17 protein-coding genes and 3 tRNA genes are annotated in these 18,617 nt (G+C 35.9%); 8 read left to right on the top strand and 12 right to left on the bottom strand.

Going from position 1 to position 18,617, the window contains the following annotated elements:
- The 10 genes from Megvenef_RS01895 to Megvenef_RS01850 form a co-directional block, all read right to left on the bottom strand.
- Positions 1–328, bottom strand: a 328-nt coding sequence (locus Megvenef_RS01895) for a transposase (RefSeq protein WP_322776028.1), incomplete at its 3' end; no start/stop codon positions are given.
- 208 nt (positions 329–536) lie between these two features.
- Positions 537–2,774: a polyribonucleotide nucleotidyltransferase gene (pnp, locus tag Megvenef_RS01890; RefSeq protein WP_322776312.1), complete on the bottom strand. Its 2,238-nt coding sequence runs from the start codon at positions 2,772–2,774 to the stop codon at positions 537–539.
- A gap of 432 nt (positions 2,775–3,206) precedes the next feature.
- Positions 3,207–3,476, bottom strand: coding sequence for a 30S ribosomal protein S15 (rpsO, locus tag Megvenef_RS01885; RefSeq protein ID WP_322776311.1), 270 nt, complete (start codon positions 3,474–3,476; stop codon positions 3,207–3,209).
- A gap of 15 nt (positions 3,477–3,491) precedes the next feature.
- Entirely contained in the window at positions 3,492–4,376 is an 885-nt protein-coding gene (gene truB, locus Megvenef_RS01880) for a tRNA pseudouridine(55) synthase TruB (RefSeq protein ID WP_322776310.1), read from the bottom strand.
- Positions 4,376–5,056 (bottom strand): epoxyqueuosine reductase QueH, encoded by a 681-nt coding sequence (locus Megvenef_RS01875; RefSeq protein ID WP_322776309.1) that lies wholly within the window; start codon positions 5,054–5,056, stop codon positions 4,376–4,378. Before Megvenef_RS01875 ends, truB begins: the two co-directional genes overlap by 1 nt.
- Positions 5,049–6,311 (bottom strand): MFS transporter, encoded by a 1,263-nt coding sequence (locus tag Megvenef_RS01870; protein WP_322776308.1) that lies wholly within the window; start codon positions 6,309–6,311, stop codon positions 5,049–5,051. The genes Megvenef_RS01875 and Megvenef_RS01870 overlap by 8 nt, the downstream gene beginning before the upstream one ends.
- 122 nt (positions 6,312–6,433) lie before the next feature.
- Positions 6,434–7,060 carry a LysE family translocator gene (locus tag Megvenef_RS01865; protein ID WP_322776307.1) on the bottom strand — a complete coding sequence of 209 codons (627 nt, stop codon included), beginning with the start codon at positions 7,058–7,060 and terminating at the stop codon, positions 6,434–6,436.
- A 238-nt stretch (positions 7,061–7,298) separates the two neighbouring features.
- A tRNA-Arg gene (locus Megvenef_RS01860) sits at positions 7,299–7,375 on the bottom strand.
- A gap of 161 nt (positions 7,376–7,536) precedes the next feature.
- A complete protein-coding gene (locus tag Megvenef_RS01855) occupies positions 7,537–7,989 on the bottom strand; it encodes an ankyrin repeat domain-containing protein (RefSeq protein WP_322776306.1) in 453 nt (150 codons plus the stop codon).
- A 440-nt stretch (positions 7,990–8,429) separates the two neighbouring features.
- Entirely contained in the window at positions 8,430–8,969 is a 540-nt protein-coding gene (locus tag Megvenef_RS01850) for a DedA family protein (protein ID WP_322776305.1), read from the bottom strand.
- 293 nt (positions 8,970–9,262) lie between these two features.
- Between Megvenef_RS01850 and Megvenef_RS01845 the strand changes: the two genes are divergently transcribed.
- Positions 9,263–10,177 (top strand): tetratricopeptide repeat protein, encoded by a 915-nt coding sequence (locus Megvenef_RS01845; protein ID WP_322776304.1) that lies wholly within the window; start codon positions 9,263–9,265, stop codon positions 10,175–10,177.
- A gap of 80 nt (positions 10,178–10,257) precedes the next feature.
- On the opposite strand, the gene Megvenef_RS01840 is transcribed toward Megvenef_RS01845, so the two are convergent.
- Together Megvenef_RS01840 and Megvenef_RS01835 are read right to left on the bottom strand one after the other, a co-directional pair.
- The gene (locus Megvenef_RS01840; protein WP_322776303.1) at positions 10,258–11,895 is read right to left on the bottom strand and encodes an ABC-F family ATP-binding cassette domain-containing protein; all 1,638 of its coding nucleotides are present in this window, start codon (positions 11,893–11,895) and stop codon (positions 10,258–10,260) included.
- A gap of 103 nt (positions 11,896–11,998) precedes the next feature.
- Positions 11,999–12,073 (bottom strand) — tRNA-Asn (locus tag Megvenef_RS01835).
- Positions 12,074–12,246: 173 nt separating this feature from the next.
- On the opposite strand from Megvenef_RS01835, the gene lpxC reads away from it, so the two are divergent.
- From lpxC to Megvenef_RS01800, 7 genes are all read left to right on the top strand, one after another.
- The gene (gene lpxC, locus Megvenef_RS01830; protein ID WP_322776302.1) at positions 12,247–13,107 is read left to right on the top strand and encodes a UDP-3-O-acyl-N-acetylglucosamine deacetylase; all 861 of its coding nucleotides are present in this window, start codon (positions 12,247–12,249) and stop codon (positions 13,105–13,107) included.
- A 124-nt stretch (positions 13,108–13,231) separates the two neighbouring features.
- Complete coding sequence (locus Megvenef_RS01825) at positions 13,232–15,346, top strand: hypothetical protein (RefSeq protein WP_322776301.1); 2,115 nt, start codon at positions 13,232–13,234, stop codon at positions 15,344–15,346.
- Between the two features lie 243 nt (positions 15,347–15,589).
- Positions 15,590–15,805, top strand: coding sequence for a translation initiation factor IF-1 (gene infA, locus Megvenef_RS01820; protein WP_322776300.1), 216 nt, complete (start codon positions 15,590–15,592; stop codon positions 15,803–15,805).
- A 9-nt stretch (positions 15,806–15,814) separates the two neighbouring features.
- Complete coding sequence (locus Megvenef_RS01815) at positions 15,815–16,414, top strand: Maf family protein (protein WP_322776299.1); 600 nt, start codon at positions 15,815–15,817, stop codon at positions 16,412–16,414.
- Between the two features lie 84 nt (positions 16,415–16,498).
- Positions 16,499–16,583: transfer RNA gene (locus tag Megvenef_RS01810), tRNA-Leu, on the top strand.
- A gap of 170 nt (positions 16,584–16,753) precedes the next feature.
- A complete protein-coding gene (gene mgtE, locus Megvenef_RS01805) occupies positions 16,754–18,124 on the top strand; it encodes a magnesium transporter (protein ID WP_322776298.1) in 1,371 nt (456 codons plus the stop codon).
- 289 nt (positions 18,125–18,413) lie between these two features.
- On the top strand, positions 18,414–18,617 hold a 204-nt coding region (locus tag Megvenef_RS01800; protein ID WP_322776297.1), incomplete at its 3' end, for a DDE-type integrase/transposase/recombinase.

The following is an 18,617-nucleotide window of genomic DNA, read 5'->3' as shown; positions in this document are numbered from 1 at the left end:
CTTCAGACACATCAAGATCTTGCTGCAAATATTCATAACCACAAAAATATTGCCAATAAATATTTTCCTTTAGCTCTTCCTCCGTAAACGAATCAGAACCGTTGTACATAGCTTGAAGCATTGATAGTGCTAGCATTACTCTATGATCTTTCTTATTTCTACCAAATTGCTTGATTTCAATGTTAGGCAATGCTCTGGCTTCAAGTTCAGACCAATTTACTAAATCCCTTAGTTTATATAACTTGTTTTTAGGATTTAGTTTTGTAGATAATTTCTCTTCAAATAACCTTTCTTGTTTTTGGAGAAAAGTAATATTTTCTATAGGCATAATTTTAAAATCCGTAAGCTTTATGCGGTAATTATACCATTTTCTTATGGATTTTGTAAGCTGTTTATGACATGAAACCCCTTGTTAATTCAGGCGGGGAGAGTTTTGACGGAGGGACAAGTTAGGCCTAGTCTCTCAAACAGCGAAAGGAGATAAGGGGCTGGGCCCGATATCTCCTTTATTATTCCTAAGTGCCAAAAATTATATATTAGTTAAAATACTTACGCTCTTTTATATCTGCCTCAGGAGCAGATTCAACATTTTTACTCTTCCATTTTTTTGCGCCATCTCTTTTTTCACTTTTGTCATCTTTGGACTCGGTTCTTGGTGCGCGTACTTCCTTATCTGACCTTGGTTCTTTTTGCGCTGGCACTTCTGAATCTACGTTCTTGATTGTGAGCTTAGCTTTACCACGGTCAAAACCAATGAGCTTAACCCTTACTTTTTGACCTTCAGTTAGAGCTCCTGCAACTGATTCTATTCTTTCTTGCGCTATTTCACTAATGTGAACAAATCCATCACGACTGCCCAAATAGTTAACAAAAGCACCAGCTTCAAGAATTTTTACAACTGTACCTTCAAAAATATCACCAATCTCAGGATCTATTGCTATTTCTTTAACTCTGTGTACGGCAGCTTCTAGCTTTTCTCTACCAACTGCAGAAACTGAAACTAGTCCATCATCAGTTATATCAATCTTAGCCCCAGTAGTATCACAAATTTCTCTGATGACCTTACCACCTTGACCAATAATTTCACGGATTTTATCTTTAGGAACCATGAAAGATTCAATCACTGGAGCATTACTACTGATTGAAGAATTTGAAGTAATAGCATTTGCCATCTTGTTCAAAATATGAACACGACCATGCTTAGCTTGATCTAAGGCTTTTTCCATGATTTCGAAAGTAATACCAGCTACTTTGATATCCATCTGAAGCGCTGTTACCCCATCACTACTACCAGCAACTTTGAAATCCATATCACCAAGATGGTCTTCATCTGCAATAATATCGGAAAGAACTATAAACTGATCACCTTCTTTGATCAACCCCATAGCAATCCCAGAGATAGGAGCTTTCATTGGTACTCCAGCATCCATCATCGCCATGGAGCCTCCACAAACTGTTGCCATTGATGAAGAACCATTTGATTCAGAAATTTCAGATACTACTCTTACCGTGTATGGGAAGTCTGCTTTTGTCGGCAACGCTCTTTTTAGAGCACGCCACGCAAGTTTACCATGACCAATTTCACGTCTGCTTGGTCCCCGAAGAGGCGAAGCTTCGCCAACAGAGTACGGAGGAAATAAATAGTTCAATAAGAAACCTTCTTTGTATTCTCCTTCAATACAATCGATAATTTGCTCATCTTGACCAGTACCAAGTGTTGTTGTAACAATAGCTTGAGTTTCTCCTCTAGTAAAAAGTGCTGATCCATGAGTACCAGGAAATAGAGATATTTCACATTCAATTTGTCTAATCTCATCAGCTAGTCTGCCATCAATTCTCACCTTTTTCTCTAAGGTATTGGCTCTTAAAACCTCAGCTTTAACTTCAGATAAAGCGAAATCAACCTGCATCTCGGTATATTGCTGATCCGCAGTAAATCTCTCAATCATATTGCTTGAAATTTCCTCAATAGCTGCATAACGCTCTTGTTTTGTTTTAATCGCGAATGCTTTAGTAATATCATCTTTAGTTAATTTACGGAGTTCATCTTTAAGTACTATAGGAAAAAGTTCAGTAGTTTTCCATGCTGGCTTGCCAGCAGCAGCCTTCAATTCTTCTATAAGCTTAATAACAGGCTGGAAAGCATCATGACCAAATTTTACTGCATCAAGCATTTGTTGTTCAGTCAAAAAATCAGCCTCAGACTCAACCATCATTACTGAATCTTTTGTACCAGCTACAATTAAATCAAGCTTGCTATCTTTTATTTCTTCAAATGTTGGGTTTAATACAAATTTACCGTCTATCATTCCAACTCTGCTTGCAGCAACTATATCAAGGTATGGCACGCCTGATATTGCCAAAGCAGCGGAGGCACCAATCAATGCTAGAATGTCAGGATTGTGGCTTGGATCAAAAGAGTGAACAGTACACAAAATTTGTGTTTCATTGAAAAAGCCCGCATGAAATAATGGTCTAATAGGTCTATCTATAAGCCTCGAAACCAGCACTTCTTTTTCTGATCCTCTACCTTCCCGTTTAAAAAAGCCACCTGGAATTTTACCAGCAGCATGAGATTTTTCTTGATAGTTAACAGTCAGAGGAAAGAAATTCATTCCAGGATTTGCAGTTTTTGCTGATACAGCGGTGCATTGTATTACCGTATTTCCCATTTTAACCATGACAGCACCGTCAGCCTGACGAGCAATTTTCCCAGTTGAAAGCTCTAGAGTTACACCATTCCAAATAGTGTGTTTTTTTATTTCATTAAACATTAAATATATTCCTAAAATTTTTATTGTAATTATTTATTACATTCATTCAAATTCGATACAAAAACCGGCTTTCAAAAACAACCTATTTTTCTCACGCAGTATACTAACATGAAATTGCAAAAAAGAAATAATAAAAGTTATTTTTGATAGGGGTTAGCAAATAACATTGCTTCTAGTGGTTTATCGTTTCTTAATTCAATATTTGTCTTGAATTGTCTACAATCAGCTTTAAGCCTGCACTTTTCAAAGTCAGCCCAATTGCAATTAGCTCATACAAGGACTATTGGCTGGTAGCATTCTATCTAACAGTATAGGCGCCGGGTCAAAACCCAGCACCTATAAATTCGGCTAAACTAAAACAGATTACAAAAATCAGCAATTTGTTGATTTTTTGACAGTGTTTTGGACCAATTGCGTCAAATTATAAGAGAATTATTTTCTTAAATTTAATCTACTGATTAACTGTACATACCTATCGAGACTACGCTTCTTTAAGTAAGTAAGTAGACTACGTCTACGACCAACTAATATCAGCAACCCTCTTCTTGAGGAAAAATCTTTGTGATTTTCTTTTAAATGAGCAGTTAAGTTATTTATTCTTTCAGTCAGGACAGCGCACTGCACCTCTACTGAACCAGTATCATTTCCAGTTGTAGCATATTCCTTTATGAGCTCAGTTTTGCGCTCTTGCATTATCGACATCTGTATTCTCCATAATTATAAATTAAACACTCTCGAAGATTTAAAGTTATTTGAGTTCAAGCTTCCAATGGCAACTATATTACCATTATTTCTTACCCAAACTAATTCAAAATTTTGGTCAGTATCAAACTGACAAGCTTGACCAAAACGAATTTTTTGAGTTTGAGAGTTGCTTGCATCAAGTACCGGGATGTCGTCTAGTACAGCCTCAATCTTCAAACATTTTTCCTGCAGGAGTAATTTAGCCTCCTCAAGAACCATTTGCGAACAGCTAGAGATGTCAATTGCAGTTTTTGCATCAAACATTCCAACTCTTGTGCGCCGCAATTCTACCACAAATCCCAAACTTTGCAAGGATAAAGAAATATCTTCTGCGAGTGTACGAATGTAAGTTCCTTTGGAACATTCACAAACATAACTGGCCGTAGCCTCTTCTTGCGAGTAACTCGTGCATTTTAGACCATATATTTCTATAGTGCGCTTTGCTAGCTCCACTTCTTTGCCTGCGCGAGCAAGTTTATAAGCTCTTTCCCCATTAATTTTTAATGCTGAATAAGCTGGAGGAACCTGTTCTATAGACCCAATAAATTCCGAACACACAAGGCGGCATTCATCTCTATTCGGTATATATTCTGATGTCTCAATTACCTTACCCGAACTATCAGCAGTATCTGTTTTTGCTCCAAATTTAATAGTAAATTCATACTGTTTCTTAGCATCTATCAAGATGCTAACTAATTTGGTTGCCTCGCCTATGGCGATCGGTAACACCCCTTCAGCCTCAACATCAAGAGTGCCAGTATGACCAATTTTTGACCCTTTAAAAATTCTCTTTACCAAGGCTACTGCTTTTGCTGAGCTAATATTTCGTGGTTTGTATATATTTAACCAACAATTCATTAGGACGAGCTTATTTTTGCGCTATAAAACTCTTCGCCAATAGCAATCTCTTGACGATCATTTTGTTTACGCCAATTATTGGTATCTCTAAGCGAATAAATGCAGCCACAATATTCTTGCTTGTAGAACTTCTCTTCTTTTGCTAGTTCATACATTCTTGCCCCACCACCATCTTTTCGCCAATTATATGTCCAGTAAGTAACGCCAGCATAATGAGATGCCGCGCGTTGACCACTATCATTAATTTGCTCCATGTTTTTCCATCTGGATATACCAAGAGAACTAGTAATTACTTTAAAATCATGTTCATAAGCATAAAGCGCAGTTCTCTCAAAGCGCATATCAAAACACATAGTACAACGAATCCCTCTTTCTGGTTCTTTTTCCATTCCTTTGGCCCTAGCAAACCAGTTTTGCACATCATAATCTGCATCTATAAAAGCAAGCCCTAACTTCTCTGCAAAACGAATATTCTCTTTCTTGCGAATTTCATATTCTTTTTTAGGATGAATATTTGGATTATAGAAAAATATGGTCAGATCAATTCCAGAATCAGCCATTTTTTCAATTAAAGGTCCAGAACACGGAGCACAACAAGAGTGCATCAGCACTTTTGTTTGACCATTTGGAACTTCAAACAAACCTTCTTCTAAAGCTAATTTTGAAAGAGATTTACTCATGTATTATATCTTCAGACAAATTGTTTCTGTACGTTTCTTTATAAAAATACAATGTGCATAAACAGAACAATGCTAAACCAGTTAAATAGTATGCCAAAGAAATCTGTTGCCCAGTAAATTTGTGCAGAGCTGCTCCAACCATTGGAGCAGTCCCACCAAAAATAGCTGCACTTAAATTATAAGAAATTGCAACGCCTGTAAATCGAACTCTAGTTGGAAATAACTCTACCAAAAGCGTTGGTACAGGTCCCATATAAACCCCGACTATACCAGCAAAGATAATTTGCGACAATATTGCTACTCCATAATTCATTGAATGAAGAGCTAAAAATATAGGGTATATTGATATTACAAGCGCAACGCTTGCCCAAACTATCACTGGCTTTCTACCAATCCTATCAGATAGATACGCAGAAAGAGGAAACATTATACTCATACTTATTAAAATTAGGCCACACGTGATGGTGCTTTGATTTTTCTCATACCCTAGTGTTTCCATATAATTTTTAATGAACACTGTGGTTGTATAGAATGGCGCAGTAACATTGATGTAAACTGCCATTGCAATTAGCACTTCTCTCCAATATTTGCAGAGTGTCTCTCTAAGAGGAGTTCGAGAAAGTGCGCCTTGAGCTTTGGCAGCTTTGTATAAAGGACTTTCTGCAAGATGAGACCTAATGTAAAGACCTACAAGCCCTATAAATAAACCAACAATAAAGGGGATTCTCCACCCCCAAGATAGTAAATTTTCTTCCGACAGAAAGTATGTAAAGCCCTGTGCAACTATAAGACCAAGAAGCATCCCTAAACACATACTGACAAAAGCAGCGCTGCCAGCTAGTCCTCTCTTATCAGCTGGTGAATGCTCAACTATATAAGCAATACAACCACTAAATTCTCCTCCAAGAGAAAACCCTTGAAGCAATCTAATTATTACCAGAATTATAGGCGCCGTTATTCCTATAGACTCATAGGATGGCAATAATCCTATACCAGCAGTAGGAATTGCCATGAGCATAATCCCTAACACCAAGGCTATCCTTCTTCCAAACCTATCACCAATTTGACCAAAAATGATGCCTCCTAGAGGTCTAACTACAAATCCAGCAGCAAATACTGCAAAAGTAAGTATCTCGACAAACTCAGTTTGAGGGAAAAACTTTACTCCAATAATGTAGGCAAACTGCGCATACAAAGCATAATCATACCATTCAAGAGCATTCCCGATCATCCCAGAAATCACAACCTTTCTCATTACTAGCCCCAGTTTATTTTTTTAACCATACAACACAGAGAGTCATAATATTAGTATCTATACATGTTTCAAGGAGTAATTTTATTGTAAGTAATTTTTAATTTAATATGCAGCTAAAATACCTAAAGAAGAATTGTGCTAATGCCAATGGCACAAAGAATAGATCCCGATACAAAATGGACTATTTTTTGAGCACGAGGTGTATTAACCAAGTGGTGAATTTTACTTGCTGCCATCGTATAGAAGGAGGAACCAGTTAAGCCAAGCAGAACAGAACTTACTCCCATAAGTAACGTTTGGCTAAGAATATTTCCATTTGGGTTTAAAAATTGCGGTAAAAACGCTAATAAAAAAATAAGAGTTTTAGGATTAAATGCAGTGATAAGCATAACATGGACAAAAACCTTTTTATCAGGCAGTTTTATATTATTTTTTTCATCAGGAACAATTTTTTTTTGTGATAAAATATTACTTACTCCTAATAGGATCATATATACTCCGCCCACAATTTTGAGTAGTACAAAAGAACTGGGAAAAATGTTTAATAATGACCCAAGAATATATAGAGAGAAATTTACGGCTATAATATCGCCCAGCAAAACAGCTGGTATAGTATATTTACCCACTTGCCTTCCGTAAGTTAATGCATAATGTACTACTAGCAACATAGTTGGGCCAGGAGTATATACTAGTAACGCATTTGCGGCAAGAAACGCTATATAAGCTTCAGTGGTCATGATATTCGGCATATATAAATACTAAACTTAGCTTACCCTATAACACTAGTTCTGGATAAGAGATATGTATAATATTAGGCAATTTTTTAGCTAAATATATTATTTTGATAAAATAGTGCGTGTTTCTTTATCCAAAACTAACGTTATAGCGCTAGAATAACCAAGTATAACCTATAAAGCCTAATTATCTCAGTTTGATATAAGAAGTGAATATTTTAAGTAAAAATTAGAACGAAAGATAAATACAAAATGGCGCACCCGAAGGGAGTCGAACCCCTAACCTTTTGATTCGTAGTCAAATACTCTATCCAATTGAGCTACGGGTGCAGATAAAAATCTTTAATAAACGAACGAAAAACTAGAATGATTAAGTAATCACTACTCATTTACCTAGTATTTTTGAACCTGTATAACCGAAATAACCCAGATGGTCAAGTTAAATGACCCTATGAAGTTTTGACTGCCAAATTATTAAGTTCGTATTTAATTTAATCACTCTCATAACCGTCTTCCCCAACCAGTTCAGCTTCCTTCCCCTCTGGTTTATCTGGGTTATGAAGAAAATATTTATAGATATCTGGATATTTATCACGCGCTAAATCCAAAGGAGTTTTATTCGCTTTGTTTTTTACAACTTTTGCTCCGAATTGCTTTAACAACTTTACCATTTCTAATTGTCCATAATTAGCTGCAAAATGGAGAGCATTATTACCCCTAACAGAGTCACATAAATTAACATCAGCCTTGCCAGTTGTTAACAACACTTTCATCATCTCACAAAACCCATACTTGGCAGCCGTCACCAAACTAAGTATCTCTACTTTTTCTACTGTTAAGGTACCATTTTTCATCATTTTGCTAATAAAAGGGGTTGTATACCCTACCATTGCCTCTGATTCTTTTTTAAGCTGCTCTGCTGACATGGATGGTGCTTTTGACATACATTTACTCGGCTGATTTGTTAAAACCGGTAGTTTCTGATAAAATTAATAACAGTTTATATTAGCTTTTTTAAATCAGATCCTCAAACAAAATATACAAGTAATTACTAAATCTATAAAGTAGAAATAAGCCTTATTAACCTCAACTATGGATAAGATAAATATTAGATTTAGTTATGTCCGGCAAGAAACACCGTCATACCGGACTTGATCCGGTATCTTCTTATCTACCGTCATGCTGAACTCAGTGGGTTTCGCGTCTCTTCAGCGCAGTTCTTCTCCTATCACATGAGATCCTGAAGTAAATTCAGGATGACGGTGCGTACAGTGAGTTTAAGTATAAAACCATACGACCATATAATTCTTATCCATAGTTCAGGTTTATTATTACTGTTACCCAAGGACAAAAAGAGATCTCAAATTTGAATTTTATTCTACGTTCACTTAATTTTTTTATTTTTTCGCTTTTTCCATATATAATAAATAACTAAAACACTTACTACTATTATAAAAATAAGATTGAGTTGTTTTAGGTATTTTTTAATTAAATGCTCATTTTCACCAATAATGTACCCTAATGTTATTAAAATAGCGCACCAAATAGCACCGCCAAGTGCTGTATACAGCGCAAAAAGTTTTAAATTCATTTTTGCCAGACCCGCGGGGAATGAGATAAAATGTTTTACCCCGGGCAAAAATCGTCCAGTAAAAACCGATATTGCTCCATGTTCAGCAAAAAACTGTTCTATTTTTTTTAATTTTGATGGATTCAGGAAAAAATATTTTCCCTTATCTACAAATAACAAACGACCAAAAAAATAAGCGATATAATAATTAGCAAGCGCTCCCCCAACGGTACCTGCAATACTAACCAGCAATACTACTAGCCCACTCATTTGACCCTTTTGAACAAGATACCCAGCTGGTATTAAGGTGATTTCTGAAGGAATAGGGATAAAAGTACTTTCAATAAATGTCATAATAAATATGCCAAAATATCCTAGACTTTCAACAAACCAAACAACTTGAAGAAAAAACTCATACATCGGTTAAAACCTACTACTAAAACTAAATGTCATTATAATTAATGAGTTTCAAAATGCTAGTATAAAGAAAATTTTTTATAGTTAATTAGGGTATTAGTCCTATTAAAACACGCAACCTCAGAACCCAAAGATTGGAATTCGTTAAATATTTACGTATAATAGTTGACAATAGTTAAATTATTGATATAATCATTAATTATAAGTTAACTAATTAGAGAAGCAAATAAATGAAAAAATCATTCAAAGAAGTTGGCGCTCAAAGAGAACTAATCGAATATCATTTTAGAGTAGGTAATAAACATTTTGAACAAGAAAACTATGAATTAGCAATTAAACATTTCTCCTCCCTTCATGAACTTGTACCAACAGAGATTCTCTGTACTGAAAAACTAGCGGAAAGTCATTTTCTTCAGGCACAATCAATTGAGCCAGATGGCATCACAGACCTTGAACTAGCAATTGTACATTTTGAAAAAGCTTATGAATTTATGCCAACAAACTATATTTATACTTATAGTTTAGCCACAGCTCTTTTTGAATTAGGCCGAACATTATTAGCTGAGGGTGATAGTTTCGGAGAAGAAGCTGGGCAAGCACTTGTACATTTTAAAAAAGTTCATGCACTCGTACCATTTGCTGATCAACCAGAAGGTATATACAATAAAAGTTTAGCTGAAGCTCATAGTCTTTGTGGCATAGCCCTACTCGAATTAGGGGCTGGAGACTTAAGTAGCCAATCTTTGTGGTCAGAAATGTTCGTACACTTAAAAACTGCTTATACACTTTTTCCAACAAACGCAACTTATGCTCGCACTTTAGCTGAAGGTCAGTATGATTTTGCACAAGAAATACATGATAGTGGCACTAATTTAATGAGCTATTCCTTAGACGAGCTAGGCGCATTAAAAATAAAGAAAGCCTTGCTACCATATTATCCAAAAGATGACGAAGAAAACGAGGGATTAACTTCATTCTTATTTGAGACAATAGGCAACATATTATCAGGAGGCTATACGCGTTGTATAATGGAAGTAAACGAACTAGCAATTTTTCCTCCAGGCCTTATGCCCTTAATAGAAGCATATGCAGACTTCGAAACTCCACTAGAACTTGCAGGGGCTGCCACAGAACCAGCTGCTTAGGCCGATATACTAATAATTAAGTCGACAACCTAACGCCCGATAAGTGAAATAACATATAATAGCTCTATTTATACTATATGTTATTTCACACCTATTCCTTTATTAGCCACCACCCAATTACTATTTAAATAATCATTCGAATGCCTAGCCAAATATTCTTGGTATGTTCCCTTAAAATCAACCACTCCCTTGACAGTAAGAGCTATAACTCTGGTCGCAATATCAGTAGCAAAATCTCTATCATGCGTCACTAAGATTAAGGTTCCTTCGTAATCTACCAAAGCTTGTTTTAAGGTTTCTTTTGATTCAATGTCTAAGTGGTTAGTTGGTTCATCAAGTACTAGAACATTACCCTCTTCAAGAATAATTTTTGCAAGCAAAAGTCTGGCCCCCTCGCCACCACTTAAATGCAAAATATTCTTATTAACTTCATCTTGGCGGAACAACACTTGCCCAAGTATACTACGAATAGTACCGGTTAGTTCATTTTCTGCCTGACGAGACAACCAGTTAACAACACTTACACTTTCGTTTAATAATTCATGATGATCTTGAGCAAAATATGAAATTTGAGATTCATATCCCCATTCATAATCTCCCATATCAGCCTTAATTTTACCGAGTAAAATTTTTAGTAAAGTAGATTTACCAATCCCATTAGCACCGATTACTACTACCTTTTCACCACGATCAATACTGAAGTTTACTTTATTTAGTATTAATTGTTCGCCGTAAGATTTGGCGATTGCCCCAACTTTCAAGACATGTTTTCCAGAGGGGCGTTTTTGTTTAAAATTAAAATGTGGAGAAACCCTGGAGCTTTTTTGAATATCCGGAAGTTCAATTCTATCCATTTGTTTTTCACGCGAGGATGCTTGCTTTGACCTAGTACCTGCACGAAATTTATTAACAAATTCTTGCATCTTGGCGAGCTTTTTCTCTAGATAATTAACCTCATGCATTTTATGCTCGATAATTTGCTGTTTTTGTGAGACGAATTTATCATAATTACCTGTATATTGGCTAATTTCACCATAATCTATATCTAAAATATGAGTAGAGACATTATTTAAAAACATGACATCATGTGAAATAAATAATAAAGCACCTTTAAATTTTTCTTTCAGATAATTCTCCAGCCAGTAGATGGAAATAATATCAAGGTGATTGGTCGGCTCATCAAGTAACAAAACATCTGGATTATTAAACAAGCTTTGAGCCAGCAATACTCGTAATTTATAACCACCAGATAATACAGACAAAGGCTGATAGTGGAATTCTTCCTTGATACCAAGCCCCACAAGTAACTCAGCGGCAAAAATATCAGCAATATAACCATCATTATCAATAATAATTTGTTCAATATCACCCAACCTATAGCCACTTTCATCATCAAGCTCTTCGAGTTCAAGCAACTTGTTTTTTTCCTGCATAGCTTGCCATAGGGCCTTGTTACCAGCAATTACCGCATCAATAATAGGAGTGTTTTCATAAACAAATTGATCCTGTTTTAAACAGCCTATACGAGCATTTCGCACTGCTACTACTTCCCCATTGCTCGGCTCCTCCTCTTTCATTATTAGCTTAAGAAAAGTTGATTTACCAGCCCCATTAGAACCAACAAGGCCATACCTATTATTTGAATTCAAATTCAAATTAACATCAGTAAACAGAAGCCTTGCGCCATATTGCATGGACAAATTATTTATAGTAATCATAAGTTATACTTAGTTATTTATTAAATAGACGGCCTAAAATAGCACGCGATCTACGCTATACAAACCTTCGATATTTTGTGGATTTAGGAACTTTTGTAAAGAATGGCTCCTCGGGCCGGATTCGAACCAGCGACCAAACGGTTAACAGCCGTTTGCTCTACCACTGAGCTACCGAGGAATAAAAAATACCAAGACACTTATAACAAAACTTTTTTCTTGGGTCTAGAGTTTTTTTTAATAAAGTTAAAACTGGCGATGTGAAACATTTAGTAATAATAATTTCGTTGCTTATATATATGTGCTCTCGGTAGGATTGGTCAATTAAAGGTTTATTTAATACTAAAGCTTAATATGCAAACGACAATCCAAAATCCTATTAGCTGTTATGGTATAGGGGTTCATTCTGGGAAAAAAACCCAAGTTACTCTCAAACCAGCTAAACCTGGTACTGGTGTCGTTTTCGTGCGAACAGATGTAGCCACCCTTGATAATAAAATACAAGCGTCTTATTGCAATGTTTTTGATACAACACTTTCTACCTCTATCAAAAATAACGCGGGAATACAAGTTTCTACTATAGAACACTTGATGGCGGCGATCTGGGGCTGCTCAATCAGCAATATCATTATTGAAATTGATGGACCAGAAGTACCCATTATGGACGGAAGCAGCAAACCTTTTGTTTTTATGATCGAATGCGCTGGTAAAAAGCAACAGAATGCGGCTATGCGCTTCTTAAAATTGATCAAAGAAGTACGAGTGACTGATAATGGCTCAGAAATTATTGCACAGCCATCTACAGAAACCTATATAGATTTAACCATAGATTTTGCGAGTCCTGTAATTGGTAAACAGCAACATGTTTTTTCATCAAATGTAAGTTTTAAGGACGAAATAGCGGACTCAAGAACTTTTGGGTTTGTACACGAACTAGATTACCTTCAAAGCAAGGGACTAGCAAAAGGAGCCTCCCTTGATAATGCAATTGGGATTGACAAAGATATCATATTGAATCATGAGGGATTAAGACACAAAAATGAATTTGTTCGCCACAAACTCTTGGATTTACTTGGCGACTTATTTTCTGCTGGTGGCAGCTTTATTGGCGAATTAAACGGATACAAAACAAGCCATTCAATTAACAACCAGTTTTTACGCAAAGTCTTTAATGATCCAACTTCTTATAAATGGGTAGATTCTTCTGGTAATTGATATCCATTACAAAATTAACACCCTATTTAACAAATCTAATTCTATAGTTTTTTTTTGGTAAAGCTCCTCTCCATATTTAGTGATATGATCAATACATAAATTTGAATATATTAGGATTCCAATTATGTCTAAAAGTAACTTTGAAGTATTGAATGACAATAGAGAAAAAACTTTAGCTTTCGCTAAAGGAGTAGATGGTACACCACCAGTTAAAATCGATATTGAAGCAAGAAAAAAAGAAGCTCAACAACTTTTTATAGACGGAGATCTATCTGGAGCAATAAAAAAACTTGATCAAATTAAAGATAATAGACTAGGTATAGTTTGGCATGAAAGCCAAGATTTAGGTAATGGCACATCTTCACTTGTGAGAGACGCTAGAAAAGTTACTACCGACGAGGCTTTATTAAAGATAGACGCTCCTGAAAAATATGCAATGCAACTCTTGAATCAAACAAGAGGGGCCTCGGATTTAATTGATAAGTCCGATCTTTCTCCACAAGCAAAGGAATTAGCCAAGAAAAAATTAATGCATATAGCTACAGACGCTATGGCAAATATAGATAATCTTGGTAGTAAAACCGTAAAGAATTATAACACTCAAATGCTTCATGTTCTTGAAAGCAGCGGTATAGCAGAACCAGAAAAGAAATTAAAATTTGCCAGTGAAATTGCCAATTTTAAAGATGATCATCAACATATCGTAACATTGACTACTGCTTCGGATAGAAACTCAAAACCTCACACGGTCTATGAAGCTGAAATAATGCTTAATGGTTTAACCGATAAACAGATAAATCAATATCAAGATATTGCTCGGTCTACTCCAGGAAAACCTTGCGGCGTTGAGTGGTTTGATAAAATGGATAAATATAAGCAAGATCTACTAAGGCCAGTTGCTTTAGATATATCCCTTGGGAACAAAGTTATCCCTACTCAATTACTAAGCGATGTTGTTGGCGTGCGTAATGCATACCAAAAAGTTACGGCGATTTCTAGCGCAACCTCACCAGAGCCTAAGGTTTTATCCCAAACCCTACACTCTGGGACTCCAACAACAAAAGTCAAAACCGTTGGCAAGGAAGCAAGACAAGAAATTACCAATGAAAATTTAAAACAATTAAAAAGCTTTCTCCCTCCAGAAGAAAGAATGAATCTAAATATTTTGACTAGTAAAACACCTTTTAATGCTCGTGGAGAGAACTTTGTTTCTGACCAGCTCAAGAAGGGTAAGAAAGAGGTAGAGGGAGTTAGCGTATCAGCTTCTCCTATTAACAGATGGAGATTAATTGGTGGCGGAGGAAGAGATACAAAACAGTTCGAGCAAAACCTAGCTAACGTTGGCAAAGGACTAGAAAAAGAAGTAGGACTGAAGCATGTTAGTAAATACTTGCAAAAAGGTGGATCAAGATTTGGTAATTTTGTAGAAGCAATAAGCTTTGGCGCTTATGAAACTACTCAAACAAAAGCGCAAAAAGAACTAAAAGTTCTTAATACCCTAAAACCAGACCTTGTATTATCTCTGGTTGTAGCGACTAGTGCACGCAGTTTAGTAGATTCGTCAACTCTACTGGCAAATTCTGAGAACGTAAATTTAGAACTTACTGCAAAAATGGCCATAGTCAAAAACTCAGTAAAATCCCCCGATGGAGCACTTCATGCTGTAGTGGGGAAAAAGATAGCTAAGGAATATCCAAATGATGTTAATTTTTGTAAAAGCGGCAAGGACAGAACTGGGTATGCTCAAGCCAATGAGACTAGAGAAGTAGTAAGTGCTTACCTTGACGTCGATCCAAAATCTCAACTAGGTAAAAAGAATTTTCTCGGCCAGCTTGCAGGTGGACATACACAAGAAATGGCTGGTGTGCAAGGCGGCACAATAGGTTGCCATTCTATTAAAACAAACCCAGAGTTTGGCCTTAATAAATCAGATAAGTTTGCAAGTGGAATTATAGATCAACAATCTTCTCACTTTAACAGCTCCATCAAAACAGTCAAAAAACCTGAAAAGGTAATCCAAGCCTTTGAGCAAGCGTTTGAACAATCTCAAGCTAAAGGCGTTAGTAAAAGCAGCAAGGACAAGGATGTAATAACAAGACCAAGATCACTTTCAGTACCGCCTTTTGTCAAACAGGAGGTAGCCAAGATATCAGGAGTAATGCACGATTCATCCACAAGACCAAGATCAGCATCTGCACCACCGCCGGTCAAAAAAAGCCCTCCTAGTCAAAGTATGTAAATTATCTTAAATTTATATACTCAAAATTGAAGGCTAAGAAGCGATATTAGAATAATCGATAAGTAAAGGAATTTGTCTTAACTCTATTTCGTTTCAAATAGTAGGTTTGAAGGTGATTCAAATAAATGTAACTCTCTCTATTAGCCGCATTAAGAATACAATTGGTATAACTCCGAGTTTGATCTTGCAATAATTGGCTATAGTTGCTATTATCGGTGGACATATTTAACAATCTAAATTTTTATGGCTAAAGAAGAGTTAATTGAGTTTGACGGAGAAGTTTTAGAATTGCTCCCAAATGCACATTTTCGGGTAAAACTTGAAAATGGGCATCAGTTTATTGCTCATACTTCTGGCAGAATGCGTAAAAATCGTATTCGTATCCTTGCTGGTGATAAAGTTCGTGTTGAAATGACCCCTTACGACTTGACTAATGGCAGAGTCATTCTTAGATACTAGACTTTTTGTATGAATAATTTACCAATTATTTTGGCCTCAGCTTCGCCAGCTAGACTTCAATTGCTTCGCCAAATTGGAATAACACCTGATTTTGTTATTCCTTCTGACATTGATGAAGCAGAACAAGCTGGTGAACTTCCAAGACAACTTGCCAACAGATTAAGCTTTGAAAAAGCAGCTTTTATAGCAGCCACGGTTGATCATGGTATCATTATTGGAGCAGATACAATACCTACAGTTGGCAGACGTATTATGAGAAAAGCGATGACTGCAGAAGATGTACGCCTGAGCTTACAACTTTTATCACAAAGACGACATAGCGTTTATACTGGAGTTTGTGTGATCAAAAAAACTTCTACTGAAACAGTAAAATTAATAAAAGTGGTAAAATCAATAGTCAAATTTAGGCATCTATCTACTTCAGAAATTGAGTATTTCTGTTCTACTAATCAAGGCATTGACAAAGCAGGTGGCTACACTCTTACTGGTTATGCTGAATCATTCGTTTCTTATCTTTCCGGTTCATTCTCAAACATTATTGGCCTTCCTCTTTGTGAAACAGTTACTATGTTAAAATCAGTTGGCGTAAAAACACAAAATTTATTATAGCTCTGTTTTCTTACATTCTTAAATTTGTATTATGTAATTGATTTTGCTTAAAAAACTTGCTATACAGAAACAAGTTTTCCGTAAGCGGCCGTGGCGAAATGGTAGACGCGCAGCGTTGAGGTCGCTGTTCTGATAAGGAGTGGAAGTTCAAATCTTCTCGGCCGCACCACGTTATTGTTATAGTCGCTTAACTTGGATTAAGGGCTAAACGAGGAATATAGTTCTATATACACTAGGATGGCGACAAGAAGAATAACTTACCTATTCAAAAATGACTACAATCTCAGGTAGCCATTTACGACCTCACTAACGTGAACTTTGATATAAGAAGGAGAGATTATGCAAGATGAGCTCAACACTATATCACCTGATCATCAGGACAAACTCGTACAGCAGTTTGAGTATATTAATGATTTAATCGCCAATGATAATATAGAAAAAGCCGTTGAACTGCTTCTTGAATTGCATTACGCTGATTTAGCCGATTTTTTAGATAACGTTAATCGTAAATACTATCACATTATTTTCCCGGCCCTTGCAAGTATGCTGAACTCAGAAGTGCTTGTTTGGTTAAGTGATGGTAACAAACAGCCAGCAATTGAAGCTCTTGGCCTAGATGTAAGCGCTAGATTAATTGATGAACTTGATATTGAAGATTCTATTGAGGTAATAGAAGCCCTTAATTCAGAGTTAAAAGAATTAATAATTGCCAAGCTTAAAACTGATAAACGTCAACAAATTATAGAGGGGTTTAAGTATCCTGAAAATACTGCTGGACGAGTCCTCGAAAAAGATTTTGTTTCACTTCGTCAACACTGGACTGCTGGTCAAGCAATTGATTTTATAAGAAGAAGTAATATTAGTGCTGACTTTCATGCAGCGATAGTGGTTGATAGCAGAGTAAAACCTGTTGGTACAATATTACTATGCAAATTATTAAAAAGTTCCCGAAATGTTCCTCTAGTTGAATTGATGAACTATGAATTTATGGCAGCTGATACTAATACCGAACTTGATGAATTAGCATTTATATTTAAACAATACGCACTAACAATAGTGCCAGTAACAACAAAACAAGGTAAACTTGTTGGGAGTATATCGATTGATAATATGCTTTATATCGTTGAAGAACAAGCCGAGAGCGAATTCTTACATTTTGGGGGGATTAACAATAGTGATATTTTCTACAATCTGTACACAACAACAAAGAGCAGGTTTCCATGGTTATTTGTAAATCTTGTTACCGCATGCCTTACTTCATTGGTCATTAATCAATTCAGTGATACTATTTCTAAATTAATTACCTTAGCTACAATTATGCCTATCGTTGCCTCAATGGGTGGAAACGCTGGGACACAAGTAATGACTGTAACAGTCAGAGCGCTAGCAAACAGAGAGATAACTAGCACTAGTACTAAAAGAGTAATCACAAAAGAAATTTATGTTTGTACTCTAAATGGCTTATTGCTTGCTGCTATTGGAATTGTTCTCACTTACGTATTATTTGCTGAAATAAAATTAAGCCTAGTTTTTGCTAGTGCAGTTGTCGTAAATTTTACCATTGCTGGATTTTTAGGCTCTTGTATTCCAATGATACTTAATCACTTTGACATTGATCCAGCCACTGCTTCTGGCGTTTTCTTAACTGCTTGTACTGATGCGATAGGTTTTTTTAGCTTTTTGGGATTAGCATATTTCTTCTTGGTATAATTTGTTATTAGTACATCGCTTGGTTTATTCTAAATAAAATTATCTCAACAGCCAATATACTAAAAACGGTTCTGTTGCAAATTTAAGAAAGGGATATTATTCTAGTTAGAAACTAACAATATAGCATTCCGTTAAGAAGCACAAAGATTTCCATTACTGACATTTTTTACCCGCAGTAATATTGCAATGTATAAGATGGTACTTAAGATATCCAATAAGCTATCGTAATTTAGAAGAAATGATGATAGAGAGAGGAGTTGAGGCTGATCACCCCACTTTATACAAATGAGTGCAAGCTTATTCTGTTGAATTAGCTAAGCGTATACGTTACTACTCTAAGCCTTATTCTACCTCATGGCAAGTTGATGAGACCTATATTAAAGTAAAAGGTAAATGGAAATATTTATATAGAGTGTTAGATAAATATGGCTCTACTATAGATTTCATGCTTTCTTCCCATAGAGACATTGCTGCTGCAAAGAAATTCTTTAAA

Source organism: Candidatus Megaera venefica (genome assembly GCF_034554655.1).
GTDB classification, from domain to species: Bacteria; Pseudomonadota; Alphaproteobacteria; order Rickettsiales; family Rickettsiaceae; genus Megaera_A; species Megaera_A venefica.
This window is presented reverse-complemented; position numbering and strand designations above follow the sequence as displayed.

What these genes read in the sequence shown, in the direction of transcription:
- infA (WP_322776300.1), top strand. Translation starts at nt 15,590, where the DNA reads ATGGCTAAAGAAGAGTTAATTGAGTTTGACGGAGAAGTTTTAGAATTG.
- rpsO (WP_322776311.1), bottom strand. Translation starts at nt 3,476, where the DNA reads ATGTCGATAATGCAAGAGCGCAAAACTGAGCTCATAAAGGAATATGCT.
- Megvenef_RS01850 (WP_322776305.1), bottom strand. Translation starts at nt 8,969, where the DNA reads ATGACATTTATTGAAAGTACTTTTATCCCTATTCCTTCAGAAATCACC.
- lpxC (WP_322776302.1), top strand. Translation starts at nt 12,247, where the DNA reads ATGCAAACGACAATCCAAAATCCTATTAGCTGTTATGGTATAGGGGTT.
- Megvenef_RS01840 (WP_322776303.1), bottom strand. Translation starts at nt 11,895, where the DNA reads ATGATTACTATAAATAATTTGTCCATGCAATATGGCGCAAGGCTTCTG.
- Megvenef_RS01825 (WP_322776301.1), top strand. Translation starts at nt 13,232, where the DNA reads ATGTCTAAAAGTAACTTTGAAGTATTGAATGACAATAGAGAAAAAACT.
- Megvenef_RS01875 (WP_322776309.1), bottom strand. Translation starts at nt 5,056, where the DNA reads ATGAGTAAATCTCTTTCAAAATTAGCTTTAGAAGAAGGTTTGTTTGAA.
- Megvenef_RS01855 (WP_322776306.1), bottom strand. Translation starts at nt 7,989, where the DNA reads ATGTCAAAAGCACCATCCATGTCAGCAGAGCAGCTTAAAAAAGAATCA.
- Megvenef_RS01865 (WP_322776307.1), bottom strand. Translation starts at nt 7,060, where the DNA reads ATGCCGAATATCATGACCACTGAAGCTTATATAGCGTTTCTTGCCGCA.
- truB (WP_322776310.1), bottom strand. Translation starts at nt 4,376, where the DNA reads ATGAATTGTTGGTTAAATATATACAAACCACGAAATATTAGCTCAGCA.
- mgtE (WP_322776298.1), top strand. Translation starts at nt 16,754, where the DNA reads ATGCAAGATGAGCTCAACACTATATCACCTGATCATCAGGACAAACTC.
- Megvenef_RS01845 (WP_322776304.1), top strand. Translation starts at nt 9,263, where the DNA reads ATGAAAAAATCATTCAAAGAAGTTGGCGCTCAAAGAGAACTAATCGAA.
- Megvenef_RS01870 (WP_322776308.1), bottom strand. Translation starts at nt 6,311, where the DNA reads ATGAGAAAGGTTGTGATTTCTGGGATGATCGGGAATGCTCTTGAATGG.
- Megvenef_RS01815 (WP_322776299.1), top strand. Translation starts at nt 15,815, where the DNA reads ATGAATAATTTACCAATTATTTTGGCCTCAGCTTCGCCAGCTAGACTT.
- pnp (WP_322776312.1), bottom strand. Translation starts at nt 2,774, where the DNA reads ATGTTTAATGAAATAAAAAAACACACTATTTGGAATGGTGTAACTCTA.